At 40.3% G+C, this 26,231-nt stretch carries 18 protein-coding genes and 1 pseudogene; 10 read left to right on the plus strand and 9 right to left on the minus strand.

The genetic code is table 11. The features are described from left to right. Positions 1-40: 40 nt before the first annotated feature. From CWC28_RS14665 to CWC28_RS14680, 4 genes are read right to left on the minus strand one after another with little or no spacing between them, the layout of a single operon-like run. Positions 41-505, minus strand: coding sequence for a hypothetical protein (locus tag CWC28_RS14665; protein ID WP_075594021.1), 465 nt, complete (start codon positions 503-505; stop codon positions 41-43). After that, positions 502-2,586, minus strand: a complete 2,085-nt coding sequence (locus CWC28_RS14670) for a site-specific integrase (RefSeq protein ID WP_075594022.1) — start codon at positions 2,584-2,586, stop codon at positions 502-504. The genes CWC28_RS14665 and CWC28_RS14670 overlap by 4 nt, the downstream gene beginning before the upstream one ends. After that, positions 2,583-5,354: a hypothetical protein gene (locus CWC28_RS14675; RefSeq protein ID WP_075594023.1), complete on the minus strand. Its 2,772-nt coding sequence runs from the start codon at positions 5,352-5,354 to the stop codon at positions 2,583-2,585. Before CWC28_RS14675 ends, CWC28_RS14670 begins: the two co-directional genes overlap by 4 nt. Continuing rightward, positions 5,338-6,828: a tyrosine-type recombinase/integrase gene (locus CWC28_RS14680; RefSeq protein ID WP_075594024.1), complete on the minus strand. Its 1,491-nt coding sequence runs from the start codon at positions 6,826-6,828 to the stop codon at positions 5,338-5,340. The genes CWC28_RS14675 and CWC28_RS14680 overlap by 17 nt, the downstream gene beginning before the upstream one ends. Positions 6,829-6,913: 85 nt before the next feature. On the opposite strand from CWC28_RS14680, the pseudogene CWC28_RS14685 reads away from it, so the two are divergent. The 3 genes and pseudogenes from CWC28_RS14685 to CWC28_RS14695 form a co-directional block, all read left to right on the plus strand. After that, positions 6,914-7,171 (plus strand): annotated as a pseudogene (locus tag CWC28_RS14685) (PhoH family protein); the annotation flags it as partial. A gap of 62 nt (positions 7,172-7,233) precedes the next feature. Further along, the gene (locus CWC28_RS14690) at positions 7,234-10,662 is read left to right on the plus strand and encodes a response regulator (protein ID WP_063702042.1); all 3,429 of its coding nucleotides are present in this window, start codon (positions 7,234-7,236) and stop codon (positions 10,660-10,662) included. Next, positions 10,631-11,554 carry a diguanylate cyclase gene (locus CWC28_RS14695; RefSeq protein WP_063702044.1) on the plus strand — a complete coding sequence of 308 codons (924 nt, stop codon included), beginning with the start codon at positions 10,631-10,633 and terminating at the stop codon, positions 11,552-11,554. Before CWC28_RS14690 ends, CWC28_RS14695 begins: the two co-directional genes overlap by 32 nt. A gap of 33 nt (positions 11,555-11,587) precedes the next feature. Here CWC28_RS14695 and CWC28_RS14700 read toward each other — a convergent pair whose 3' ends face one another. Then, on the minus strand, positions 11,588-11,968 hold the full coding sequence (locus CWC28_RS14700) for a DUF3192 domain-containing protein (RefSeq protein WP_063702046.1): 381 nt from the start codon (positions 11,966-11,968) through the stop codon (positions 11,588-11,590). Between the two features lie 163 nt (positions 11,969-12,131). After that, positions 12,132-13,076, minus strand: a complete 945-nt coding sequence (locus tag CWC28_RS14705) for a D-2-hydroxyacid dehydrogenase (RefSeq protein ID WP_063702048.1) — start codon at positions 13,074-13,076, stop codon at positions 12,132-12,134. 94 nt (positions 13,077-13,170) lie between these two features. Here CWC28_RS14705 and zntR point away from each other — a divergent pair, with 94 nt between their 5' ends. The 4 genes from zntR to CWC28_RS14725 all read left to right on the plus strand — a co-directional run bounded on the left by zntR (position 13,171) and on the right by CWC28_RS14725 (position 16,478). Continuing rightward, positions 13,171-13,584 carry a Zn(2+)-responsive transcriptional regulator gene (gene zntR / locus CWC28_RS14710; RefSeq protein WP_082874003.1) on the plus strand — a complete coding sequence of 138 codons (414 nt, stop codon included), beginning with the start codon at positions 13,171-13,173 and terminating at the stop codon, positions 13,582-13,584. After that, positions 13,568-14,848 (plus strand): SO_0444 family Cu/Zn efflux transporter, encoded by a 1,281-nt coding sequence (locus CWC28_RS14715; RefSeq protein WP_063702050.1) that lies wholly within the window; start codon positions 13,568-13,570, stop codon positions 14,846-14,848. The genes zntR and CWC28_RS14715 overlap by 17 nt, the downstream gene beginning before the upstream one ends. A gap of 154 nt (positions 14,849-15,002) precedes the next feature. Continuing rightward, the gene (locus CWC28_RS14720; RefSeq protein WP_063702052.1) at positions 15,003-16,133 is read left to right on the plus strand and encodes a 1-acyl-sn-glycerol-3-phosphate acyltransferase; all 1,131 of its coding nucleotides are present in this window, start codon (positions 15,003-15,005) and stop codon (positions 16,131-16,133) included. A gap of 99 nt (positions 16,134-16,232) precedes the next feature. Beyond that, the gene (locus tag CWC28_RS14725; RefSeq protein ID WP_063702055.1) at positions 16,233-16,478 is read left to right on the plus strand and encodes a DUF1289 domain-containing protein; all 246 of its coding nucleotides are present in this window, start codon (positions 16,233-16,235) and stop codon (positions 16,476-16,478) included. Here the strand turns inward: CWC28_RS14725 and CWC28_RS14730 are convergent. Further along, positions 16,475-17,179 carry a transporter substrate-binding domain-containing protein gene (locus CWC28_RS14730; RefSeq protein WP_063702058.1) on the minus strand — a complete coding sequence of 235 codons (705 nt, stop codon included), beginning with the start codon at positions 17,177-17,179 and terminating at the stop codon, positions 16,475-16,477. The genes CWC28_RS14725 and CWC28_RS14730 overlap by 4 nt on opposite strands. 149 nt (positions 17,180-17,328) lie before the next feature. Between CWC28_RS14730 and CWC28_RS14735 the strand changes: the two genes are divergently transcribed. From CWC28_RS14735 to CWC28_RS14745, 3 genes are read left to right on the plus strand one after another with little or no spacing between them, the layout of a single operon-like run. Continuing rightward, on the plus strand, positions 17,329-17,529 hold the full coding sequence (locus CWC28_RS14735; RefSeq protein ID WP_054562754.1) for a DUF3283 family protein: 201 nt from the start codon (positions 17,329-17,331) through the stop codon (positions 17,527-17,529). Between the two features lie 2 nt (positions 17,530-17,531). Continuing rightward, positions 17,532-17,957 (plus strand): GNAT family N-acetyltransferase, encoded by a 426-nt coding sequence (locus tag CWC28_RS14740; RefSeq protein ID WP_063702060.1) that lies wholly within the window; start codon positions 17,532-17,534, stop codon positions 17,955-17,957. A gap of 15 nt (positions 17,958-17,972) precedes the next feature. Next, entirely contained in the window at positions 17,973-22,478 is a 4,506-nt protein-coding gene (locus CWC28_RS14745) for an EAL domain-containing protein (protein WP_138625347.1), read from the plus strand. Between the two features lie 22 nt (positions 22,479-22,500). On the opposite strand, the gene CWC28_RS14750 is transcribed toward CWC28_RS14745, so the two are convergent. Beyond that, positions 22,501-23,448 carry an ion transporter gene (locus CWC28_RS14750; protein ID WP_063702064.1) on the minus strand — a complete coding sequence of 316 codons (948 nt, stop codon included), beginning with the start codon at positions 23,446-23,448 and terminating at the stop codon, positions 22,501-22,503. 15 nt (positions 23,449-23,463) lie between these two features. Next, a complete protein-coding gene (locus CWC28_RS14755; protein ID WP_058586644.1) occupies positions 23,464-26,133 on the minus strand; it encodes a bifunctional acetate--CoA ligase family protein/GNAT family N-acetyltransferase in 2,670 nt (889 codons plus the stop codon). Positions 26,134-26,231: the final 98 nt, after the last annotated feature.

Below are 26,231 nucleotides of genomic sequence, written 5' to 3' on the forward strand. Positions count from 1 at the left end.
AACAAAACTGTAAGATGAGATATGAGCTACTACATCTAATCTATTGTTTCGTTGAAACTAATTCAATAATTTCACCAGTAGACGTATCCACTCTTATTTCTGTATGTTGCCCTGAGTGCTGAAGTTGATTTTTTAAATCAGCATTAATCAGTTTGAGCTTATCTATTTCAGCGTACATTTCTTGTAATCGCACCAGTAGCTTTTCAAAATCCTTATCGATTTCCTTAGGGTCAATCTCGTTTTTTTGCTTTTCTTTTGCTAACTTTATTTTCAGTTCTGCGACCTTGGCTCTAAGCTCTTTAATTAGTTCGTCCTTCTTCTTTTCTTCCCAAGCTAATTCAGCTTCTTCAATCTCACCTCTTAAATTTACCCACTTTTCCTCCACTTTTGATAAGTTTGAGGTATTCCTTTTGGCTCGTTTAGCAACAGCATTTTTGGTTATTTTGCTGCCATCAGATTTCATCTCATCAAATGCACGTTTGATATCATCGTATGCGCTACTCATGCTTGTTCTCCTTGGTTTGTATGCGCTTTGCCTTCATCTAATACATAGTCAGCTGCTGCTATATTATTTTTCCAGTGAATAGCAAATAGCTCGTAATCTTCTTGCTCTTCTGTGGTTGATGCTGCATATGCCTCTAGTTTCTGGGTCGCATCTTTTTTTATCACTTGCCAATTGACCTTGTGGCGTTTGGTAATGATTTTGCTACCACAATACACACAGCCACTAGGGATTCCTGCTCCTTTTATCTTGCAAGCTTCTCCCGCAGTGCAGTACCCCGTAGGCAAGCCACGTATGTTTTTAATATTTTTGACGAGAAATTTTTTCAGTTCTTCAATTGAACTGAAATGGATCTGCTTAATCACAGTCGAATCTTTACTTTGACTATCAGTAATACCTATTATCAGATCTTTAGATGTTTTATTAATTTGCTCACCAGCACCACCTTTAAGTGATTGTGACTCGGCTTCATCTATTAACTCTTCTGCAACACGGTCAATTAAAATCTCATTAAACTCTTCAGTAGTTTTAATTAAAGTTGTTGAGGCCAAAAATGCTCTTCGAGTATAAACAAACGTCATTAGGCTAGTTAAATGTTTAAATTGATATCTAATATCATCAAGCTCACCTAATTTATTGGCAATGACAAAGTAGGCCAACGTATGTCGAAACATGTGAGCGGTTAATCTAAACGTATCGCCTTCTTCGTATGGGACACCTCTATTCTCTCCTCTAACTTCTTTGTAGTTAGATTCAAGGCGTTCAAGCTCTGCTATATCATCATCGTCTAGAGTTAAGTCAAAAAGCTCAATGTTTTCACTGTTTTTAACCTCAAATTTTGTGAATCGCCCAGCATCGCTAAAACTAACACTACAGTTACTATGTGAAACCCCGAAAAGACGGTTTCTTTCTAACCCTTCTTTCAAATTGTGTGCTTGACTACTTGTTATATTGGCTCTGCATGAAGAAAGTACAGCTTTTGCCCTTTCTTGCATACCGATCACATATTTTTCGTAAATACCAACACACTCATGTACTTCAGCGTTTGAAAACCATTCCATCTCAACCTTACTGTTGTCGGTTTTGGTCATAATTGCCGTAATGTAATAAATATCATCTTTGTAATTGGCACAGCCAACCTTGCATGTAAGTACTTCGTTATATCTCATACCTGTATAGGCCAAGATATTAATGTATGTGGCTAATTTTAAATCTTCTAATTCTTCGGATAATTGAATGAATTCCTCTTCATTGGGTAAGTTTCTTACATGTTTTTCTATTAGCTCACCTGTACTCATTTTGGGCGGTGGTTCAACGGAGCCTTCATGTAAACTATCTATTAAGCGTGCATTTAATTCTAGCCATCGTTCTATCTTATCCTTAGAGTTTTCAACTATTTTTTCTGCAAACTTCAGAATTTTTTTCATTACTTTAGTAGGAATGACAGGGTGCGAATAAGTGACTGGTCTCGGATGGTGTAACTCGTTTAGTTGGTTAAGCACATCAATAAAAACACTACACACCTTAGGGCCAAAAAGACGAAAGCTTCGCTGCACGTCAAATAGTTTAGTAAATGAGTGTGATTGTCTGTAAATAGCTATTTTCCCGACTTCATATAAATAGTCTTTTATGAGATTCCTAACAACTAAGTCAGATTTGAACTCCAACTCATGAAATGAGTGATAACCTCTTTGTCTTAAGAAGGCTGCAATTAAATTTAGATACGTTACATCATTTTGAAGTGTAGAGATTTTTAGAGGTTTACCTCCTACAACATCACCATGTGTGAGTTTAATTAGTGAATAAATTCGAATTTGATATGCTAATTCATCAACACCTTTAAAATTCACATTTCTTTGCGTTTCTTCATAGCTTATCCAAGTGTCATCGCCAAAGTGAATAGTGCCATGTTTAGCAATATTCAATGCTCTGTTTTCCCACAAAGCAATCGAATTAAAAGCGCTAGTATCATCAACTTTAAAATCTTCTAACACCTGAACCAAAGGTTTTATAGTGATTTGACCTGTATGTGTTTTTACAACAGCGATATCAAGTAGTTTTGTTTTAGTTATCTCTTTGGTCATAGCAAGCCTGTGTTTTTCCAATGAGGATGAATACCCTCTGTTCTCAATAATTCTTTTCCATCAATCACAGCTTGAGCATTAAGCTTGGCAATATCAGTTAATATTTCGTTAACTCTATTTTTCAACTGCTCTATGTTTTCCAGTTGCTCTGTTACAGAGTCAAATGTTGCGGCTGAGTTTTCCATATCAGCAACAACAAAATCCCGGTATGACAAAAGTTTCCAAACATGCAATGCGTCAGCAACACAGCGATAGAACGGACACCACAAGCATGCGTTAAAGTCGGCACATGCATGCTCGTTTGTATCTCGCTGGTCTAATAATTTCCTGTTTTGTGATTCGAATGCCACTACTGCGGATTTATCTTTTGAGTTAATGCATGTGCCATTCGGGACTTTTTTACCGTCTTCTGGTGGAGTCTGCAAAATGATTACTTTGTCGGTAACATCGCGAACAAAATAGTCTGCCATTGTTTTTGTCGCTCTGTTGATTGTCATTGCAACATCTTTGTTATCTTGCATTAAATAATGACGCAAGAACGTTTCATAAGAGTGCTTGCCAGCTTTTTGATACCACTTAAATTCTTTGGCAACTTTTCGGTAAATGTAGTTAAGCCCTGATTTTCTGATCTTTTGCGAATTAAATACGATATCACACCCAAGCTCAGTCAATATCCTATCTATAGTGGTCTTGAAACGTGATGCTGTTAATAATTGAATCTTTACTTCTCCAATACTATTTACTTTGGGAAAAACAAAAATTCTTTTTGATAGGTTCTCAATAGAAGGGCGGTAAATAGACGTAAGTTTAGTCGCAGCCTTAATATCAAATATTACTGGTTCGACAACGTCGCCGTATAAGACGCCTTCTTTTTCTAGATCTTCGGCTTGAATTTCAAATTTATGCCATTGTGTTTGATAATTAGCTCGGCGTTTAAATAAACGAAGAGCAGGAGTTTTACTTGAATGTAATGGCGTGTTAAAGAAAAATAAGTCGTCAGTATCAAGCTCTAGCGTAGGAGTTGAATTCCAACCAGTTTTCAATATGACTTTTGCTGCATAAAGTGTAACTTTGTCTTTAATTGTGAGTAAGGTCTCAGAAAGCCCTTTTTCTATGTAATATGCTAATTCTACTACTTCTCTATATGAGTAGAGCTTATCTTGATTCTGAGAGAGTTGCTCTTGATGTTGTGCAGTTAATTCGGTGTTGACCGGAAAGCTTTTAATAGTATCTAGACCATAAAACGATAGTAATTTGTCGATAGCGCTCTGATATTGATTACCAACAAAAACCGACAAGTCGCCTTGTTTTGATTTTAGTTGAATTGCCTCTCTTATAGCCTTTAGTATCTCACAGTTATTTTCAACAAAAGCATGAACCCCATGACTGGCAATAAGCTTCATTTGTTCATCTGTTAATGATGATGCATTTTCTTTCAATGCTCTAGCCATACTACCTATGTAACCTTTGAGAGTGACGATACCTATGCTCTCGCCATCAATTCGCTTTGTAAAAACTTTATGGTATTCGACTAGGTTTTGATAAAATTTATAGGCATTGTCATATACCCACTCATGCTTCTGCCATTCGGTAGTGTCACTTTCTTTAAGGTAATAGCCCAATGAGTAGGGTAATAAACTTTCCTTTGCGATTTTTTCACCCGTAACAAAGTGGTAAAGGTCCAATGCAGCGTTTAGTAGCAGTAAAAACTGCTGGTTATTTTGAGTTTCTTCTTGGTAATGCTTATAAAGGTATTTAAATCCCTGAAGGCCATTTTCTGCAAACCCTTGAATTCCACGCTCACTAAGCAGCTTAATTATTGGTGATGCTACGCTACCAGCACTATTCAACCACCTTGGAAATGATAAAGTTGAGGATCTAACTCTTGTTGTATTAGCTTCCGAAGCGCTTGCTATCTGATTTTTCAAAAAAGCATCAACTTCATTGCCAAATTTGGATGATATGCTTTGTGCATACCCTATTACTTCGGCTTCAGTTTTAAATTGATTGACTCTAGCTTTACCCCACACATCGGGTAGTATAAATTTTAAAAAAGTACGGAAGTTGTGATTGCATATAAATGATGAAACGAATTCCCTATCCTGTAATGTTGCCAATAATGGCAGTTTGACGCGTTCAGTATTCTTAAAAGTATCATGTAGACAAAGATTTATAATAGCTGTCGCAGTTTTGAGGATATTGTCCCTAATAGAAGAATCTTTGAGGCTTAATTCTGGAAGGACGAGATAGTCCAGATATTTATTTAGTAATTTACGAATCTCTTTTACTTGATGGAATTCAAGTTCGAATAATTTAGTTATGTCGATTGAAGTAGCCCCATTTACTAGCCTAAAAGGAGCGTTGATAGCGTTATCATAAAAATGAAACTTAGCTAAGTTTTCTAAGGCTTCTTCTATACGAGTAGCATAACTAGGTAGCTTGACATCATTTATTTCATTAATGCAAAAGTATTCCAGTTCTTGCCAAATTTCAAAGTCTGATAGAGCATTTAATCCCGAAGTTTGAATTGATGTCGCAGTATCTGTACTAACCTTATTAAGGGCTAGAGGAAGAGTGTGTTGTAAACTGACACAAGCATTCCGCAAGCGACTCATTGAAATAGCAGTGTCGTCATCTGCGCTAATATTGTTTTCTTTGTCATATGCCCTGTTAAATAAAACGTCTAACTGTTTGGCTAGAACAATTGAATGAGGTTTAAATCTAGCAGGAATACGATTGGACTTCCGCGTTTTAACTTGCTGCTGCATCTTCAGCCTCACGCATCAGTAATTCGTCAACATCACCGTAGATATCTTTCACCCACTCTGACATTGCTCCGTATGCATCCACTGCTACACTTTTGGCAAAGTCGATGTAACGTTTGGTTGTTTTAAAACTTTCGTGACTCATCAAGGTCATTAGTGTCTGTCTGATGGAACTCTCCGATTCACCTTTGTCAATTAGGTATTTAGCGACATAAGTAGCAAAGGTAGCGCGTAAGTCATGGAATGTGCGTAATAGTATTTCTAATCCCTGCTTCCTTTGTTCTTTTCTAACTATGGAAATAGTATTCCCCGGTGTATCTTCGCTTATCCGCGATCCTGAACTATTCATAAACAAAGGAAGCGGATGTTCACTATTGTCCATACCATGATTAGTCTCATGTTTGGTACGTCGCTTCATATTTTGAATTGTCAAAGTGTGATTGTACAAAAGCTTCATTAGAACTCGCGCTATTGTTAATCTCACTGGCTTATGTCCTTTTCGTACAATGTTCAATTTTGGAATACGTTTCTCGTTTTCTTTTTCATCAGGATCAAAAAGGTCTTTCTGGTCGATGGCTGAAATCTCAAAAGAACGAAGTCCACCTAGCAAAGCACATTGCAAATAAAGTTTATAAGTCTCTTTTTGAGCTGTATTCGTCTCCAGTAACTGTTTAAGTTCTTTTGGAGAATATGGTTGTAGACCTTTGTCTGGTGAGTCTTCTTTTTGTTTCAATGTATTTGGAATGCTCAAATTACTGACCCATTTCCATAAGCCCCCAGAACGATTGTTGCTGGTAGGTAATTGAAACAACGAACTGACACCTGATTTAGCTTTTGTTTTAATACGTACCTGTTTATATTCGAGCGAAAAAGGGAGGCTATCTATAGCCCCGCGTTTATGACTCCATATATAGAATGCTTTAACCGCTCTAATTCGTTCTTGAGCACTGTTAAAGCTTATGCGTTTAGACTTATCTTTGGTTTCGATTCTTTCACACAAATGCTCGTGATATCTCCACACAGGTAACCTAGAAATCTCATCATCTACAGACTGTTTCGAAAGTGGCGCGGCTATTACTTCAAAATAGGATGCACCATCTTTATCCAACCAATCTAAGAAAGCTTTTAAGTGCTTAGCTATACTGCGAACAGACTTAACATCTAATGGCTTTCCCGGTTGGCTGGCATGATAAGCGTCACTAAAAGCCTCATTGTCTATTTGATTCTTTTTGAGACTGAAATGACCTTCAAAGCGGTGCATTAAAAATAAGTTCATTTCTTGGCATTCTGTGAAGCGAGTCGGGTGATATAGCACTGGAAAATTAGGTTCTATTTTATCGTGCCTATATGAGTGAGTTCTGATGCCTTTTTCAGTCTTAATAGGTTGCCCTGATTTATCGAGGTGAAAAGACATTCCTTTTCCAAAGTTGACTGATGTTTTAATTATTTTAGTTTTTGTTGTATTTCGAAGTATCATTTTCGTTCACCTTTGATTCTTAGCTAGAGTATGTGTGTAAAAACTTTTTTGTTCAAGTTTATTAAGGGTATGATAGTATTATATCAATTCGGGGGTGATTTTGGATGAGAGTCAAAACTTAACCGCATCACAGCTGAAGACCATTATTACTCGCTGCGGTGAAGGCACTAAACTCATTTGCTCAGGTAACCTAGCGCAAATTGATAGTAACTACCTCACGCCTGTGACCTCAGGCTTAACCTATATTGTTGAGCGTTTTAAAGATTTTGAGGGTAGTGCCACTGTTAACTTAAACGGTGTAGTACGTAGTCGTTTAGCCAGCTTTGCTGAAGAAAATTTATAACTTGCCAGTATACCTATGCCTCGTTAACCTAGCTGTTACCGAGGTAAGGTACTTATAAGCCAGTGAATTTTTTACCGTTAAAGCATTACTATCGCTCTTTAGCAGTGGCACTAATTGTGCCGCTGCTGGTGGCGTTTTTTTTGTGTTTACACTTATATAATTTAAAACTTGAGCGGGCGATAGAAAGCAGGCAAAACGGTTTTAATAATATCTCAGCTCAACTTAGCCATGCGATGAGTGCCGCAGATGGCCTCATTGACACCATGTTTAAACTCTACGAGCAGCCACTTTCTTATGATTTTGATCCTAGTTGGGCACGTAATGTGAACCAGTTTGATCATTATTACTATCAAACCGTTGGTGATGGAGTGGGCGAGATAGTCGGGCAAGGTAAGTTTGCCTCAACCGCTTATGCAATTAATCAATGGCGACGAGTAATTGCCCTTGGCCCGTCTTTTAATACCACGCTGTCACTTATTCAATCTTTAGAAGCGGTTGCTTATGTTAATGAGCAAGGCTTTGTTTATATTAAGCGCCGTAACACAGCAAAAAGTGAATTTTTGACCAGTGTGCTAGATAACAAGTTTCGGCCTCTATTAGTGAATAGCAACAAGCTTGCTTCGAGCCCCGTGTTGACTATTAATGGCCATGCCTACTTTGCAATTGGTAAGCAACGAGCAGCCAATAGTCGTGATTACATCGTGTTGATTTATGACCTTGAAGCAATTTCTAGTTGGTTAAAAAAAATATCGCCTAACTATGGTGAGTATATTTTTATCAACCAAGATAACCAAGTTATAGCCAGCTCAAAGACACAACTTAACACTGCCGTCAGTGCTAGCGAACATTGGCCTAATGTCGCTGTAGATATGCGCAAAAATAACCACAGTCATTTAGTGCAAGAAGCAACAAACTTACCTATTTACACTCGTTTCTATGAATCAAAGCAAGCCCTGAGTGAACCTGTAGGCTACGACATTTTTTTAGAATTCGCATTTTTGAGTGTGTTTTTAGTGATGATGTTCAGCGCTGTTTTTTGGTTGAGTCAGCGTATTTTTGTAAAACCAATGACGCACTTAATGAATTATCTTGAGCAGCATGATGAAGGCAAACAAGCGTTAGTTCATTATCGTATTCCAGTTGATTGGCAGCCTTGGTTCAGCCGTGTGAAAAAGGTGTTTAGCCGTAATGAAGAGCTCGTCCAATCTTTACAAGAGGCAAATAAAGCGCTTGATTCGCAAGTACAGGTAAAGTCAAAACAATTACGCCGTAGTATCGATGCGAAAGAGCGTCACTTAGCGTTATTAAATACCATGCTTAATAACGTACCGGATCTCATTTATTTTAAGAATATTGATGGCTCGTTTTTAGGCTGTAATAAGGCGTATGAGCGCTATATTGGTTTGCCACAAGAGAAGCTTGTAGGCCAGCAGTTATGTGATATTAGTGATGATAACGGCGAGTTAAATGAGCTTGAAAAACAAGTACTCAAAGACCGCCAAGCTTATCAAAAAAGATTGACCACAGAAGATAACAGTTATCTATTTAGCATCGTGCCATTTTATAACGAGCATCAGCAGTTTCTTGGCACCATGGCGATTGGTCGTGATATTACCGAGCAGCATAATGCGCTGAATGCATTACAAAGCTCCGAAGCAAAATTACGCAGTGCCATGGAATATGCTGCAAATGGGGTGCTGTTGGTATCGCTTGACGATCAGGTGCTGCAAGCAAACAAAGCGGCACGTAAAATCTTTGCAATTGAAAACGCCAATGATCTTAAATTAATAGACTTATTTGCTGAACAGTCTTATCAGACGTTAAAAAATATCCTGACAGAGCTATTGCATGAGAAGAAAAAAGTTTATCACTTTAGTCTTGAACAACAAGAGCAGCAGCGCTGGCTACAAATTAGTGTGTCATTAGTTTGGAATGCTGAGCAAACACCTGATTACTATGTTGTTCATGTACAGGATGTGACGGATTTAGTAAAAGCAAAAGATGATGCTGAGCGGGCAACATTAGCTAAAAGCCGCTTTATTGCTAACCTCAGTCATGAAATACGCACACCACTTAATGCTGTATTAGGCTTAATTGATGTTATCGCTTTACAAGGTTTAACACAGCCGCAGCGCAACCATGCCGAACAGGCAAAATCAGCGGCCAATAGCTTACTTACTTTACTGAATCGTATGCTCGATTTTGCCCGCGCTGAAAGCTCGCAAGTGCAAATTAATAAAGCCCCTTTTAGTGTGCCTGACTTAATCGATTACTGTGAGGGGATTACCGCTCCTTTATGTGCAAATAAAGATATCGAATTTAAAGTTGAATGCGATAAAAGCATTAGCGATAACTTGATGGGTGATCAGATTTGCTTGCAGCAGGTATTAGCTAATTTACTGACAAACGCAGCCAAATTCACCGAGCAAGGCACAGTAATATTAAACTTAATGTTGGTAGAAGAGTCAGCTGAGCAGCAACTCATTTGTTTTACTGTTAAAGACACGGGCATTGGTATTAGCAAGGCAGATCAAAGCCGCTTATTTGATGCATTTACTCAAGGTGATGAATCATTAACGCGCTCTCATCAGGGGGTGGGTCTAGGCTTAGCGATTGTTAAGTACGAAGTTGCGTTAATGGGAGGCGAAATTAAACTTGAAAGCGAAAAAGGCAAAGGCAGTGAATTTTGCTTTTGCTTACAGCTTGATAAAGCCGCAGAGCCTGTGAAAAAAGAGCTGGTTTCACTGCCTTCAAGTACTGACTTATCAGGGCTTTTAGTACTCGCTGTGGATGATAACCCGCTTAATTTAAGCATTATTAAAAGTATTCTAGAGCAAATTGATGTCACCGTTGTGTGTGCAAAAAATGGTGAAAAAGGCATTGAGCTGGCAAATAGCTTAAGGCCCGATCTCATTTTTATGGATATTCAGATGCCAGAGATGGATGGTTGCCAAGCAACGCGTATTATTCGTCAGTCATTCACCAAAGAGCAAATGCCGATTTACGCACTCACTGCACACAGTGAAAGTGAGGATATTGAGCATTCAATCGCGGCGGGGATGAATAAACACCTAACTAAACCGATTGTTGCTAGTAAGTTGTTTTTAGCAATGAGTGAACTTGATAACACAAAAGAAGTCTTTTTTGATCAAGCTTTTATACTGTCTCAGTTTGCAAACAATACTAAGTTAGTATTAACTATGTTATCAAAGTTTGCGACTATGGCAGCAGAGCAGTTATTACAAATCTGTACATTAAAAACTACCGATGAGTTGGTCCGTGTGGTTCATAATGTAAAAGGGTCAGCCGGAAATCTCGGTTTTAAGCGATTGTCAGCGTGCGCTCAGCAATGTGAAGCTAGGCTTAAGGTAGATGGCGAACTGCCCGAACAATTAAATGATGAGTTGCAATGGCAAATAAAACAGGTCATCGCATTTATCATCGAACAAGGATCTACTGATGTTGAAAAGAGCCAAGGTACTGATTGTTGATGACGATCCGTTAAACCGCTTGGTATTAGAGAAAACATTGCAGCAAGACTATGATGTTTTTTGTGTTGAGAGTGGCGAAAAAGCTCTGACGTTTTTAAAAACGCAGACTGTTGATTTGTTGATCTTGGATATTGTGATGCCAGGCATTGACGGCTACGAAGTGCTTACTAAGTTAAAAGAAAGCGCGGCCACCAGTATGCTGCCCGTAATATTTATTTCTGCCAATACCAGTCACGATGATGAAGCTAAAGGCCTTGAATTAGGCGCGATGGATTACATCACTAAACCATTTAGTGCAGCTATCGTGCGTGCCAGAGTGCGTAACCAGCTGCTGATCAAACAAAAAAATGACTTACTCGAAATGCTCGCCTCAATTGATGGCCTAACCGAGATCCCAAATCGACGTTATCTGGATGAAAATTTAGCACGAGAGTGGCGTCGTTGCCGTCGGGATCAAACCCCGTTATCGGTGTTACTGATGGATGTTGATCACTTTAAACGTTACAACGATTGCTATGGTCACCGAGCTGGTGATGATTGCTTAAAACAAATTGCTCATGCCTTAGTTGGGGCGTGTGAACGAGGCAGTGACTTTGTTGCGCGTTATGGTGGTGAAGAGTTTGCGGCAGTGTTACCCAATACTTCAGTGAAAGAGGCTATCTCGTTTGCAAATAAATTGCGCAATGCCGTGAATGAGTTAAACATTCCACACAAAGCGTCGCTAAATGCTGACCATGTCACAATTAGTATTGGTATTGCGACCACTGAAAATGGTCAGGTTTATGCTGAGCAAACCTTACTAGAGGAGGCTGATTTAGGTCTTTATCAGGCTAAGGATGCAGGGCGAGATCAGATAGTATCGAGAATGATCGCAGTAAATGAACATGAGTAGGCGATTGCCTACTCACCCATTTTAAATTTCTTATTAGCCATTGCTAAGTGATTTATAAATCGTATCACCCACGCCAATTAACTTATCATTTTTAAATACAAGTGGCGTACACTCGTCTTTAGTCATCTTGCCATCAGAGTGAATGCTATGCGTTGCATAGAATAATACTTGATACACATCATCACCTTGCTTTAATAACTCGGTAAAGTTAGGTGTATTTAGTTTGTTTAATACCGTTTGGTAGCTGGTATCTAATGCAAGGTTAGAAATCACTTCACGATTATTTTTATGTTGTTGCTGCCAGCTAGATGAGCTTCCCGCCCAATGTGTATCGGCTTCACCGTCAGAAACAGCAATGACACAACCAGTTAAAAATGGTGCAGTTAGCGCGGCAATTAGAAGTGCTTTTTTCATGTTCTTTTATCCCGAAGAAATTGTTTTTTAGTTATTCACTTAATAGCAAACTGCTTGCCAAACTTTTAAATCATAACTAAATCAATTGTTTATGTTGTTTTTAGTCAAAAGGCTAAGTTATAAATTACTAACTACTTAGCTCTATTGACTAATAAATTGCGATTTAGACCAACCTGTTACGCATTTCGCCTTGATTAAATGCTTGGATATTTAACGCAATTTCGTTAACTAAGCGCACGATAGATTCTTGGCTGGCCCATGCAATGTGTGGGGTAAGTAATAAGTTTGCACCTTTGTATTGTGCCAGCGGGTTTTCTTGCTCTGCGGGTTCTTTACTGAGTACATCAACACCGGCTCCGGCAATGACATTATTAGCTAATGCATCAGCTAAATCGGCCTCATTGATGATCCCACCACGAGCAGTATTAATGATGATAGCTGACGGTTTCATCATGCTTAATTCTGCCGCAGCGATTTGGTTGCGTGTTTCATCAGTAAGCGGGCAGTGAACACTAATAATATCAGCAGTGGTCAGGGCATCATTGAAACTAACACGACCTTCACGAGGCGTTTGGCCTTTTCGTTCACTGATGATGACATTGGCACCAAAGGCACGCGCTACATCGGCAACGGCTTTACCCAGCGAGCCATAACCAACAATAGCCAGTGTTTTGCCGGCAATTTCATTAAAGCTGTAATCTAAACGGCAAAACATGGGGCTTTGTTGCCATAAGCCTTGCTGGCAATCATTAATGAATCTGTGAGTATTACCCAGTAAATTAGTGATGAGGGTAAAGGTATGCTGCACTACACTCGGTGTTGAATAACCTGCGACATTGGTCACTGCGATGCCATGCTCTTTTGCTGCACCTAAATCAATGTTGTTAGTCCCTGTCGCTGCAACACATATTAATTTTAAATTAGGTAATTTGCTCATGGCGTGTTGATCAATCACCACTTTATTACTAACAACGACATCGGCATCTTGGCAGCGCTCAACAACCTGTTCTTGGGCGGTTAAGTCGTAACAGGTTAATTTACCTAATTGCGCTAGGGCATCTAACGACGTGTTGGCTAATGTTGCTGCATCAAGGACAGTAATATTCATGTGCTTTCCTTTTTTAATTTATTGCTTGACCTTGGGGTGTACTCCAAGGTTTATAGTGAGCATAATAATTAAACGCTTCACAATGGAGACGGTGATGAAAATAGGTGAGTTTGCACGCCAGTTGGGTGTCTCAACAGATACGCTAAGGTACTACGAAAAGCATGGTTTGTTAACGCCAAGTTCGCGCTCAGACGTGGGATATCGTTTTTATTCTGAGAATGACTATAAACAAATGGCGTTTATTCTCAGAGCAAAGAATGTTGGCTTTAGTCTGGCTGAGATCAAAGAGCTATTGCAAATCAAGTTTCATAAAGATCAGCATTCTTGTCATGAAGTTAAAGAAATGACGTTACAAAAACGCGATCTCGTTGCACAACGAATTGCAGAGCTTACTCGCTTTTATGACTCACTTTCATTATTAGCAGATAAATGTTGTGGCGGCGAAGAGCCTGCTGAAAACTGTTCAATACTAACGACGCTGGAGGATATCGATGGACTTACTCAATAATTTTTGGCATCTATTTTTACTCTCAGCGCCTTGGTTAATGCTGGGCTTATTCATAGCGGGTCTTCTCAATGTGTATTTGCCTGCTAACTTTCTTAATCGGCATTTAGGCAAAGAAGGGTTATGGACCACAGTTAAAGCAGCCTTTATTGGTGCTCCAATGCCCTTGTGTTCATGTGGTGTGATCCCTGCGGCTATTGGTTTAAGAAGGGCGGGGGCGTCAAAAAGTGCCACCACGGCATTTTTAGTTTCAACCCCTGAAACTGGGGTCGATTCGGTTTCGGTATCTTATGTGTTGCTTGGCCCATTTATGGCGGTGATACGTCCTATTGCCGCCGTGTGCAGTGCCATTGTGGCCGGTGTCTTAGTGGGCAAAGACAGTGAACTTCATCAACCGCAAAGTACACAATCAGATCAAGAAACTACTAAAAAAGACTCTTGTTGTAGTAGTAAACAACCTGAGCATAAGACCACAACGAGCTGTTGCAGTAAAGAGGCAACTGCTAAGCCCGCACAAAGTTGTTGTAGTAAGCAAACACCTCAAGAGCTTGAGCCTGTTAAAACAACAAGTTGTTGTAGTAGCAAGGGATCGCAACCAATTCAGGAGCCACAACACAGTTGCGCAACTGAAAAAGCAGCACCTTCGCAGAAAAGCTGTTGTAGCAGTGAGCAGTCAACTAAAGCCGTTGAAAGTCGTTTTAGCAAACTGAAACGTGCGGTGAGCTTTAGTTGTAACAAGCTGCTTGAAGACACCATGATTTGGTTAATGATCGGTTTATTCTTTGCTGCTCTGGTACAAACTTATGTTCCAGAATCTTTTTTAAGCCAGTGGGGTAATGGTATTTTTGCGATGCTGGTGGTTATTTTAATCAGTATTCCTATGTATATCTGTGCGACTGCATCGACACCTATTGCGGCAGGCTTATTACTCAGTGGTGTGTCTCCAGGGGCGGTGCTGGTGTTTATGTTGGCAGGGCCGGCAACCAACATTGCAACGCTTGGTGTGGTTGGAAAAGAGCTTGGCAAGCGTGCGGTATTTGCCTACCTAATTGGGGTGATTGGTACGGCGCTGGCATTTGGCTTTTTAACCGATTATTTAGTGGCGCAATATGGTTTTGTGGTGGCGCCGATGATGGGTGAAGAGCATGAAGTTCTACCACATTGGTTAAGCCTGATAGCAGGTATTGTATTGGCAATTTTAATCCTTAGATTACTGCTAAAAATGGTATTAAAAAAGTCGTCTCAAACTGGTAAGAGCATTGCGTAATTGTTTGTTGTAAAATAATTTTTTTAAATTTACTGGCATTTAACTTGGTTAACTACCGCGTCTCGGTTCGCATTTAAAATTGCCTGAGTTATAATCCGCCAATTATTTTTAACGGCACGCTCTGCGTGCCGTTTTTTAACTTAAGTAGTTTTTAATGAGTGAAAGTGTGGATAAATACGCCGACATAAGACCTTACAATGATGATGAAGTAGCTGATTCAGTAGCGCGTTTGATTGCTGATAATGCCTTTGTAGATGTAATCGCTAAGTATAACCTACCGCGCTTTTTATCGAACTTCCCATTTATTACTCGCCCATTAGTGCGCAGTCAGCTGCGTAAAAAGTGGGGCAACACCGCATCGGTTGAGCAAGTTCAGCATGAAGTGGCTGATTATTTAAATAAACTAATCACCCGTACGACTTCAGAAGTAACGTTTTCGGGCATCGATAAACTAGACCCAAAACAAGCTTACTTATTTATCTCTAATCACCGCGATATCGTGCTTGATCCTGCGTTGGTGAATTGGGGCTTGTTCAAGCACAACATGCCGACAGTTCGCATCGCAATTGGTGATAACTTACTGCAAATTCCTTATATCACTGAGTTAATGCGTTTAAACAAAAGCTTTATTGTAAAGCGCTCAGCGAAAGCTCCGAAAGAGATGTTAAAAGCGTTGTCGCAGCTGTCTGCTTATATCTATGACTCACTTGCTGAAGGCCACTCAATTTGGATAGCGCAAAAAGAAGGCCGAGCAAAAGACGGTTTTGACCAAACAGATCCAGCCTTACTTAAAATGTTGCAGTTACAAGGTCGCAAGCAGAAGAAAGAATTTGCTGAGTACGTTCGCGAGTTAAAAATTGTACCAGTGTCTATTTCTTATCAATACGAGCCTTGCGCGATTGCTAAAGCGAAAGAGCTTTATCACAAACAGCAACATGGTCAGTATGTGAAACAGCAGGGTGAAGACATTGCTAGTATTGTTGAAGGTTTTAGTACAGCAAAAGGGCATGTACATTTAGCGTTTGGTGAGCCAATTGAGTCTGGCTGTGAATCGCCTGAAGAGCTGGCAAAAACCATTGATCAGCAAATTGTTGATTCGTTTTTCTTACACCCAGGTAACTATATAGCGGGTGGTTGTACGCAAGCTGTGATTGATGAAAAAGATGCAGCAGCTTTTAACGAGCGCATCGCGAAAGTGCCAGAGGAGTTAAAACCTTTGGTATTAGCTATGTATGCTAAGCCTTTTCATCGTAAAGCAGAACTTGCCACAAGCGAATCTGAGTAAGCGAAACAGATAGTTTAAGAAGCCACTTTTTAAAGTGGCTTTTTTTATGGTTAATTTTCAGGCTATACTTTTACTATTACTTATTAACCGGCATTTGTGATGCAACAAATTGAAATATTTGAAATTCCAAGCCCTTGCAAAGGGATATGCCAAGTTAATAACCGGGGCTATTGTAAAGGTTGCTACCGTAGTCGTGACGAGCGTTTTTATTGGAATAAGTTTACCAATGCAGAAAAACGTAAAGTCATTAGCTTATGCCAACAGCGTTATAAACGTTACCTTCAGAAAAAACAGCAGGCAGAGCAACAACACACAAACCCTGAGCAAGGTGGCTTTGATTTTTAAAATTTACTGAGGTTGTATTTCGATTTTAAAAATTGCACCGTGCCGTTTTCATCAAGCTTTTTAAGTACTTTGGTCAGTTGCGGTATTATTGCCGCATGACGCTTATGAACAAAATGAAAGCTCTTCATCGGCATTAAAACTTGTTTATGGAAGGCTGTTTGGTCAAAGCCAGGGTGCTTAGTCGACAATAAAAAGTCTAACAAGATGGTCCCTTCAACACGTTTTTGCGTCAGTAAGTTAAGCTGCGCAGTGACATTTCTAACCTTGATCACATCGCCTTCAAATGGGTGGTTATCGATATAACTCTGAGCCGCCGGGTAGCTTGACTGAATTGCTAACGATTTAAGTTCTTCATATTGACATTGTCGGCAATTTTTCAGTAGCACTAAATTAAAATCAAAAAGTGGGTAGTCCACCTTCAATAAATTAGGATAATCATCTTTAACATCAGCAATACGGCCTAGCTGTCCATCAAGCACTCCTTGGTTTGCGGCAACCAGTGCATTTTGATGATTAAAATCGATTATATGGATTTCATAGCCAATTTCTTTGTATGCCATTTTCATTAAATCAATAACATAGCGAGCTTGTGGTGTATCGGCAGGGCGATTAAAGATCAGTAAATTGGTGCTGGCACTACTTGAGAAGCAAAAAAACAGCAAAAATAAGGCGAATCTGTGACTCAGATATTTTGACAACATGCGTTCCTTGCGTACATAAATTGCTCGTTAATTTACTGATATGTGTTTCCAAAATCAAGTTTATACGCGGGCTTTTAAACTAATAAAAGGGATTAAAGCCTGTTAATTTTGTTATACTTGCTAAATTAAAATTTTATTGCTGAGAAAGTATGAGTTTCAATCTATGTAAATTGCCACGAGAGCAAAAATATCAAATTCAACTGGATTACGAAGCGTCTTTTTGGGCTTACCAAATAAAGCGTGGTAAAAACACCCGTGAAGGTGTTTATACTGCAATAAATAGTCGTCCAATATCTGAGCAAGCGTTCTTAAAGCAGCAGTTTGAGCATTACCTTTCGCTAATGAGCTAACCATGACTGCGTTTAGATTTTGTTTACTTGAGCCAATTAAAACGCCGTTAGTAAATAAATTTTATGATAAACACAAGACACGCGGTCGAGCGACCAAAGCTGACCAAGTATGGGTTGCCTACAAAGAGACAGAAATAATTGCCGCTTGCCGAGTTCAAAACCAAGCTGGGCTGTTATTTTTATCAACCCTTTATGTGGATGAAATGTGGCGGGGTCAAAAAATTGCTTCACAATTACTTGCTACCCTAACTGCATCACAAAAAGGGACGGTTTTTACCTTCGTGTACCAAAATCTGATTGATTTTTATCTACAAAATGGGTTTAACTATGCATTAACATTACCCAATTCTTTGCAATCGTTGTTTGAGGTATATGCGCATCGAAACGTAGTTGCGATGCACTTTACGCGTGACACAGTGCCAAGTTAGCAATTTGGAACGTCAATGACTAAGTTCTTCTCCAGTATAACGTTAATTTTTATTTTGACCTGTGGCTTGTTTAGCCATCCCGCAATCTCGCAGGTAAAACGTTTATCAACCAGTGAAGGCTTATCGCAAAGTTATGTAAACACCATGCTTATCGATAACAGTGGCTACTTGTGGTTATCGACTGAAGGTGGCCTCAATCGCTACGATGGTTATCAGGTGGTCCATATTAAAGGCCCTAATGGTGAGCTTGAAGATGCCATCATTGACCGTATTTACCAAGATCCACAAGGCTATATTTGGATAGCTTCGCTACAAGCGGGTTTATTCCGTTACGATCCCACTTCTGATACTTATCAGCAATTTATTGCTAAACCAACCACTGAAGAGCAAATTTTTATTGAGTCGGTGTTTAGTATGGTGGCTGTTGATGACAAAACACTATGGCTAGGGCGTGGCTGGGATTTTGCCAAACTAGACTTAGAAACGAAAAAAATCATCTCTATTTTTGAAATACCTGAACGTGTAAAAAGCAGTGTTATTCGTGAGCTTTTCGCGTACCAAGGTTATATTTTTATGGGTACCAGTAATGGTGCTTATGTCTATGAGCTGGCATCAGGAAAAGTCCGTAAGCTTGATCATCTGCAAAATGAGCCAACTCATATTTATCAAAATTATGTCAAATCATTCGCTATTATCAATGAACAAACATTGCTAGTGGGTGCTGTTAGAGGCCTTTATCAGGTTGATATTAGTAATTTAAAAGCAATGTTTGATACCCCAGACATCGCCTTTAAAAATAAAACACTCATCAGTGAATTAAATATTTGGAAGATTATTCCAGAGGCTAACTCTATTACGCTTGGCACTGACAAAGGGTTATTTGAATATAACCTTGAAACAGGTGAGTTAGCTAAGAATATGCGCTTAAAAGAAAGTGGTTACACACTAGCTGACACCAGCATTATTGATATTGTGAAAGACCGCTCTGGTGGAATGTGGCTGGCAACTAAAAATGATGGGGCGTTTTATCAGTCATACGACAATTACAATTTTATTAATGTGACCGCCAATTCATTAAAAGGCGATGGGCTATCTCATCACTCAATTTGGAGTATTACTGAGTTTCAAAATCGTCTTTGGCTTGCCACCCATAATGGCTTAACAGCGGTTGATTTAGAAACCTACGAAAGTGAAGTGTTTTTGAAAGATTATCAGGTTGACTTAATAACCACTGAGTTTAGTGTTTATCAAGTTATGCCCTACAAAGATAAGTTATGGTTGCATACTAATCGCGGCATTTTAAGCTTTGATCCGAAAACCGGGCAGGCCACGCCTGTCAAAGCGGCAAACCCCGATAATCAGGTTTTAATTAACGATTGGGTGCACGGCATATTGTTGATGCCATCGGGCGATCTTTACTATGTTCATCCTGATTACGGCATGTTTGTTTATAATATTGATAGCCAAAAAGTAACCAGATTAGGCGGTAAATTTGATGAATTTGAGCCGTTTTTAGCCTACGGGTTTTTACCAGCGTTATCTTCAAAGCCTGATGCGCCATTATTTTATAATGCGGGTATTCTTTATCAAGTTGATCCCAAAACTTACGAGCTTTCGACGATTTACAAAGTGCCTGAACAGCATGAAAATGTTGCTGTGAATGTGATGTCTTACATCATAGATAACAACAATGTGTTGTGGTTATCGCTTTCAAACTTTGGATTAATCGGCTTAGACGCCAGCACCTACGAACATATTTATACCATCGACCTTGAGAAGAATAAGTTAGGTACTTTGTTATACGACATGGTGCTTGATGAAGCAGGCATGATCTGGATGAGTAGCCACAAAGGACTTTGGCGACTGAACCCAGATAATTTACATTTTCAGCAATTTACTGGCTCAGAAGGGTTATTCTCAACCGAGTTTAATAGTGGGGCATTTACTAAGCTTGAGTCGGGGCAAATTGTCTATGGTACGCTAAAAGGATTTACCTATTTTTACCCTATGGATAACCACTATCAGCAAGCTTTGATTGATCACGTAAATATAACCAACCTTGATTTAATGTCTCGTGATTTACCCGCTGAGCTAAAACAGCCAATCGACAGTGTTGTCCTTGAGCATGATGATATAGGCCTCGAAGTTGCCTTTTCGGCGATGGCATTTAACTATCAAGAACGTATCATTTATGAATACCAACTGGGTGATGGTCAAAAAACCTATACCCGCAATAACAACCGGGTGCTCTTCCCAAAACTCAGTGCAGGGAAATACCACCTTAAGGTATGGGCAAAAGATCCATTAACCGGAGATTTAACGCCGCCCGCTATTTTAAATATCGAAGTGAAATACCCCCCTTGGCGTGCGCCACACTTTATAGTTTTATATGTGATTTTGGTTGCACTGTTTGTTGCTGCTTGGGTGTTTAGACGTAACCGTATGCAACAAATACTGCTAGCTGCCCATAAAGAAAGTAAAGAGAGTGAAGCGCGATTGAAGCTTGCTCTTGAAGGCAGTCATTCAGGGGTTTGGGATTGGTCATCGCAAAGCCCGATTATTTATCAGCCGCGTCTTAAAAATGAGTTAGGCTATGAAACTGACAGCGTTAATTTAGATGATTATTTAGCCAAGATTCACCCACATGATAAACAAACTTTCCGTTTAGAGTGGTTAGAATTTTTATCAACGCAAAAAGGCTATTTCAATTGCACTTACAGATTACGTCATGCTGATGGCAATTGGCGTTGGTATAAAGACTTTGGCAAAGTGGTTGAGTGGCAAGACAGCGCCCCTGAAAAAGTTGCTGGCACTTACACGAATATGACTCGCGAACTGGTATTTGAAGAAAATGCCCGCTTGTTTGGTGCGGCATTTGAACAAACCCGTGACTGGGTGTTTATCTTAGATAAAAACCTGCGTATTCGTGCTACCAATAAGTCATTCCAAGATGCCTTTGGTTTCCCTGCAGAGCCTCGCTCTAGCCGCTCGCTCACACTTGGTATGCCTATCTCTACCCGTATTCATTATCTGCGTATTATGCAAACGTTGAAATCGGGCGAGCATTTCTCTGCCGAAGATGTGGTTGAAGTTGCCAGCGGTGAGAAACGCCAAGTATTAATAAAAATTAGCGCGGTGGCGGGCAGTAATCGCCAGCTTGATAGTTACGTCATTATTGTTACCGATATTAGCGCGCAAAAGCTGGCTGAAAGCGAGCTGCATTTACTGGCCAATTACGACGCTTTGACGGGGCTACCAAATAAAACCTTATTCAATGATCGGGTTATTCATGCCATTGAACAAGCTGATTACCATCAAACAAAAGTCGCCTTATTAAACGTTAATATTAAGCGCTTTAAGCACTTTAATGATTCGCTCGGACGTGAGGAATCAGATGAATTAATTAAGCGTGTTGCTAAGCGTTTAAAGCTCGTATTGCGCCCACAAGATAGCGTGGCTCGTTTCGATGGTGACGAGTTTGTGATCCTTGCTGAAGATTTTAAGCAGCTTGATGAGCTACTGCTGTTATGTGCAAAAGTAATGGATTGTGTCGATACCCATATTGAACTGAGCCAGCAAGCTGTAAAAGTGAACCTTAGCGTTGGTGTTGCTGTTTACCCAGATGATGCAAAGGATACCAAAGCATTGCTGAAAGCCTCTAATGTGGCACTGTATCACGCGAAAAGTCATGTCGAGAGTTGTTATCAATTCTATAAGCAAGAAATGAACTTGCAAGTGCAGCGTACTTTGCATCTTGAATCTCAGCTAAGCAAAGCCTATCAAGAGCACGAGTTTTGTAATTATTATCAGCCAATCGTGAGTGCACAAACAGGTAAAGTTGCAGGACTTGAAGTGTTACTACGTTGGCCTAGTAATGATGAATATAAACCAGAAGACTTTGCAAATGCTGCGGAGAGCTCAGGGCTAATTACCAAAATTATGTTGCAAACCCTTTCAAGGGCATTAATTGAGCTACGCCAGTGGCGTATCACGCATCCTGATTTATATGTTTCTATAAATCTCTCTGCCCTCGATTTTGAAAGCGAGAATCTAGTCGAGAAAATACATCAATCAATAAGCGCAATTAAAGTGCCTGCAAGCGCGTTAGTGTTTGAGATCACCGAATCAGTAATGATGCATGATTCAGATAAAGCGCAGCAAAGTATGGAAAAACTCAAAGCCCTAGGCTGTCGTATTTATATGGATGACTTTGGTACAGGCTATGCGTCACTGACCTATTTGAAACGTTTTCCGGTTGATGTGCTGAAAATAGACAAGAGTTTTGTCAACGACATCGGGGTCGATAAAGGTGATGAAGCGATTATCAACTCAACGCTTACCTTGGCAAAAAGCTTAGGGAAAGAGTGTGTAGCCGAAGGGGTTGAAAACCACACGCAATTGCAATTCTTACGCACTTTAGGTTGTGAATATTTCCAAGGTTATCTGTTTAGCAAACCTGTGGCAGGTGATGAAGTAAAAGCGCTTTTAGATACTCAATGGGATGAGGAATTTTTAGGGTAAAGCCAAAGCTTTACCCTTTTCGTTAATCTTGGCGTTTTCCGCAGTGGCGGCAATATAAGTTACGATTGCGGTTTTTAAGTTCGTTATGAATCGCTTTATTCGCCTCTTGCTGACTTAAACCCAGTTTATACCGTAAGTTTTCTAAGTGTTCTTCTTCAACCGGCGATAAATGCCCATCTTCAACGGCTTCGTGGACTGCATCGGTAAACACTTGTCTGCGTTTACGTAACTGCTCAGAAAAGCTTGAGGCCAACAAACCAGTTGGAATAGCCACCATGCCCATACTAACTAGTGTGATGGCACCACCAAATAAGCGACCAAGGGGAGTCACAGGTACGACATCGCCATAACCAACGGTTGTTAATGTCACCATGGCCCACCACATCGCAGCAGGAATAGAGCCAAATTTATCGGGCTGCACATCGTGTTCAATTAAATAAATACCGCATGAGGCAATGATCAAGACCACAGCCATAATAAAAAATGCCGCAAGCAGTGAGCTGCTTTCTTCTTTAAATGAATTTAATAATAGCTGCATCGCCCTTGAATAGCGGGTCAGCTTAAAGATACGCATTAACCTAAGCACTCGTAAGAAGCGTAAATCAACACTCACAAAGACCATCAGAATGGTGGGTAAAATCGCGATCAGATCAATCAGCGCCAACGGCGAAAAGAAATATCTAATGCGAATTTTTGAGTTTGTTAATGGGCTTTCTTTATGCACGCTTTTATCTACACAAGACCAAAGTCTGAGCACATATTCTAAGGTGAAGATACCGACAGAAATCAGCTCAATCATTAAAAATTCGTGATGATATTGCTTTGCTAAAGGGCCAACCGACTCCAGTACAATTGCCACCACATTGACCATGATCAGCGACATCAAAAATACGTCGAGTGCGCGTCCTATACGTCGATATTTACCGTTACCTTCAAAAACTCGTGCAGTGTAATTTCTTAAACGATGCAAAATAGTGATCCAGTTTTAGTTAAGTTTTAGCACCATATTTATGCTGCCTTCTTCAAAGTCGCGGGTGATCTTAAACCCGAGTTTTCGTGCCAGTTCAATCATGCCGGTGTTTTCTGGCAAGGTGATACCTGCAATTTGTTTAACGCCTTGGTTTTTACAATGCTCAATTGCCGCGTTCATTAATATTGTGCCAAGCCCTAAACCTTGGCAATCAGAGCGCACCACAATTGCAAATTCCGCATCGAGCTTGTCTGGATCCATCAATACACGAGATACCCCTAATGTACAGGCTGAACCATTTTGCTCTTGGCTGACAATAAACGCCATTTCTCGGTCATAATCAATTTGCGTCATTTTCGCGAGCTGATCATGGTTGAATTGCGGTAATTCACCGAAGAAGCGCTTATATCTGTCTTCTTTACTCAATGATTGATCAAACTCTAAGTGTGCTTGCTCATCTTCCGGTTTGATAGGTCTTAGCTGTGCTTGGGTATTGTTTTTAAGGGTTACTTCTTTAACCAATTCAATCGGGTAGGGGCGAATACACAAGCGCTTACGGTTCGCTTTTGCTTTATAACGGCTAAGGCCAATGGTTGCATCAAGTACCAAAAACTGACCGTTGCTGGCTAAAATAGGGTTTAACTCAACACTAGTAATATCAGGTTGGTCGATAACCAGCTGCGAAATGCGGGTGAGTAGGGCACATAAACGGTATTTATCGACTTTTTCTGGTAGTACGCGGTCTTTAAGTACGCCTTTATCGTGCGCCGCAGCAATCAGGTATTTTGCCAAGTTCATATTCAGTGGCGGTAATGCCACTGCAGCTTGAGCGAATTCAAGTCCGGTGCCTGCTTCACCCAGTAAGATCACTGGGCCAAAATTAGGCTCTGTTTTTATAGCGATACGTAGCTCATTAGCACCCGCTCGTGGCGCCATCTTTTGCAGTGAAAAACCTTCTATATGGGCATCAGGGTAGGTGTTTTTGATTCGTAGCAGCATGGCAAAGGCTGTTTGTTCAACTTCTTGCGCATCATTTAAATTAAGGACCACACCACCGACTTCTGATTTTGAAGGAATACTTGGGCTAATTAATTTTAACGCTACCGGAAAACCCAGTTCGATAGCTTGCTCTTTGGCTTCTGTTGGTGTGTAAGCAACCTCAGTTTGAATACAATCAATACCATAATGAGTGAGAATTTGGCTTGCTTCATGGGTTGATAAATAGCTTTGCTCTTCGGCTAAAAACTCATTCACTACAGTGCGTGCTGCGTCTTTATTTATTTTTGCATCATCGGTGTTCGATTCTGGCGTTTGCGTTAAATGTTTTTGGTTACGACGATAACTTACCAAGTGCATAAACGCACCAACCGCACCTTCAGGTGTACGGTAGGTCGGAATGGCATTATTAGCGCAGACCTTACGCGCGGCATACGCGGCATCTTCACCCATAAAGTTCGTCATAACATAAGGGCGTGCCATCTTCGGGATTTTCTCTAAGGTTTCAACAATGATCTCTGCATAATCTTCACTCGGTGCAAGCGCAGAAGGGGTGTGAATGATCAGCAGGTTTTTAACTTCTTTGGCTTGCAGCAAGATTTCTAACGCTTGTTGATAGCGTCTTGGCGCTGAGTCACCAAAAATATCCACCGGATTCGAGGTCATTTCTGATTGCGGAATCACTTTATTAAGCGCAGCTCTGGTCTCGTCGCTAAGCTCTGCCAACTTTCCTGAGCTTTGCAAGAGCGTATCCACAGCCATGACACCTGGGCCGCCGCCATTGGTTAAAATAGTCAGTTGCTCGACTTTAAGTAGTTTGGGGTGCATTGCTAGCGTTTGTGTAGCAGCAAAAAGCTCTCGTAAGTCGTTTACTCTTAACATACCCGCTCGTTGGAATAGCGCATCATAGACCGCATCTGAGCTTTGTTTGCCACCAGTGTGTATTTCTGCAGCAAGGGCTCCGGCACTGGTTTTACCGGTTTTAATAGCAATTACGGGTTTACTAAACGCAGCGGCTCGCGCTGCAGAAATAAAGCTGCGAATATCTTCTATATTATCGATATACAACAAAATAGCCTTGGTTTTTGCATCGCGGCCTAAAAAGTCGAGTAACTCATCAAAGTCGATATCAAGGCAATCACCTACAGACACAAAATATGAAAAGCCAATCTCTTTGTTCTTCGCCCAATCAAGAATCGTTGAGCAAACCGCGGCCGATTGCGACACAAAAGCGAGCTTTCCTGGGCTTGCAACTGTGTGCGAAAAACTAGCATTTAAGCCAATGTGAGGAATCAGCAAGCCCAAGCAATTAGGCCCAAGTAAAGACACATTAGCCTCAGCAGCTGCTTCTTTCAGTGCGTGCTTTTGGTCGGCGTTTAAACCCGCAGCAATCACCACTGCATGTTTACAGCCAAGCTCTCCAAGCTCATTAATGATGTTGATTAAGGTGTTTTTATTAGTACAAATAACCGCAAGATCAGGCACTTTAGGTAGTGCAGCAATGCTCGGGTAGGCTAATACGCCGTGTACAGCGCTGTGATTTAAGCTAACAGGCATGATTGGGCCTTTAAAGCCCCCTTGTAAAAGGTTGCGCATAACCACAAAGCCCGCTCGGTTAGGGGAATTTGAGGCGCCAATGACCGCGACTGATTTAGGGTTAAAAAATTGGCTAATACGTTTAACGCTCATGCTGTTTCCTTCGCTTGCGCTGTTTGTTAAAACTTCAGGGTCTGTTAAGTTTAATACACCCAAACTAGAACCGACACGCTTCTAAAGTATTAAAAGTT

This window comes from Pseudoalteromonas sp. S4492 (assembly GCF_005886115.1).
Lineage (GTDB): Bacteria > Pseudomonadota > Gammaproteobacteria > Enterobacterales > Alteromonadaceae > Pseudoalteromonas > Pseudoalteromonas gelatinilytica.

Bases quoted from the DNA above. Each gene is read 5' to 3' on its own strand.
- CWC28_RS14715 (WP_063702050.1), top strand. From the start codon at position 13,568: ATGGACTTACTCAATAATTTTTGGCATCTATTTTTACTCTCAGCGCCT.
- CWC28_RS14735 (WP_054562754.1), top strand. From the start codon at position 17,329: ATGAGTTTCAATCTATGTAAATTGCCACGAGAGCAAAAATATCAAATT.
- CWC28_RS14695 (WP_063702044.1), top strand. From the start codon at position 10,631: ATGTTGAAAAGAGCCAAGGTACTGATTGTTGATGACGATCCGTTAAAC.
- CWC28_RS14665 (WP_075594021.1), bottom strand. From the start codon at position 505: ATGAGTAGCGCATACGATGATATCAAACGTGCATTTGATGAGATGAAA.
- CWC28_RS14705 (WP_063702048.1), bottom strand. From the start codon at position 13,076: ATGAATATTACTGTCCTTGATGCAGCAACATTAGCCAACACGTCGTTA.
- CWC28_RS14700 (WP_063702046.1), bottom strand. From the start codon at position 11,968: ATGAAAAAAGCACTTCTAATTGCCGCGCTAACTGCACCATTTTTAACT.
- CWC28_RS14670 (WP_075594022.1), bottom strand. From the start codon at position 2,586: ATGACCAAAGAGATAACTAAAACAAAACTACTTGATATCGCTGTTGTA.
- CWC28_RS14680 (WP_075594024.1), bottom strand. From the start codon at position 6,828: ATGATACTTCGAAATACAACAAAAACTAAAATAATTAAAACATCAGTC.
- CWC28_RS14675 (WP_075594023.1), bottom strand. From the start codon at position 5,354: ATGCAGCAGCAAGTTAAAACGCGGAAGTCCAATCGTATTCCTGCTAGA.
- CWC28_RS14745 (WP_138625347.1), top strand. From the start codon at position 17,973: ATGACTAAGTTCTTCTCCAGTATAACGTTAATTTTTATTTTGACCTGT.
- CWC28_RS14730 (WP_063702058.1), bottom strand. From the start codon at position 17,179: ATGTTGTCAAAATATCTGAGTCACAGATTCGCCTTATTTTTGCTGTTT.
- CWC28_RS14720 (WP_063702052.1), top strand. From the start codon at position 15,003: ATGAGTGAAAGTGTGGATAAATACGCCGACATAAGACCTTACAATGAT.
- CWC28_RS14740 (WP_063702060.1), top strand. From the start codon at position 17,532: ATGACTGCGTTTAGATTTTGTTTACTTGAGCCAATTAAAACGCCGTTA.
- CWC28_RS14755 (WP_058586644.1), bottom strand. From the start codon at position 26,133: ATGAGCGTTAAACGTATTAGCCAATTTTTTAACCCTAAATCAGTCGCG.
- zntR (WP_082874003.1), top strand. From the start codon at position 13,171: ATGAAAATAGGTGAGTTTGCACGCCAGTTGGGTGTCTCAACAGATACG.
- CWC28_RS14725 (WP_063702055.1), top strand. From the start codon at position 16,233: ATGCAACAAATTGAAATATTTGAAATTCCAAGCCCTTGCAAAGGGATA.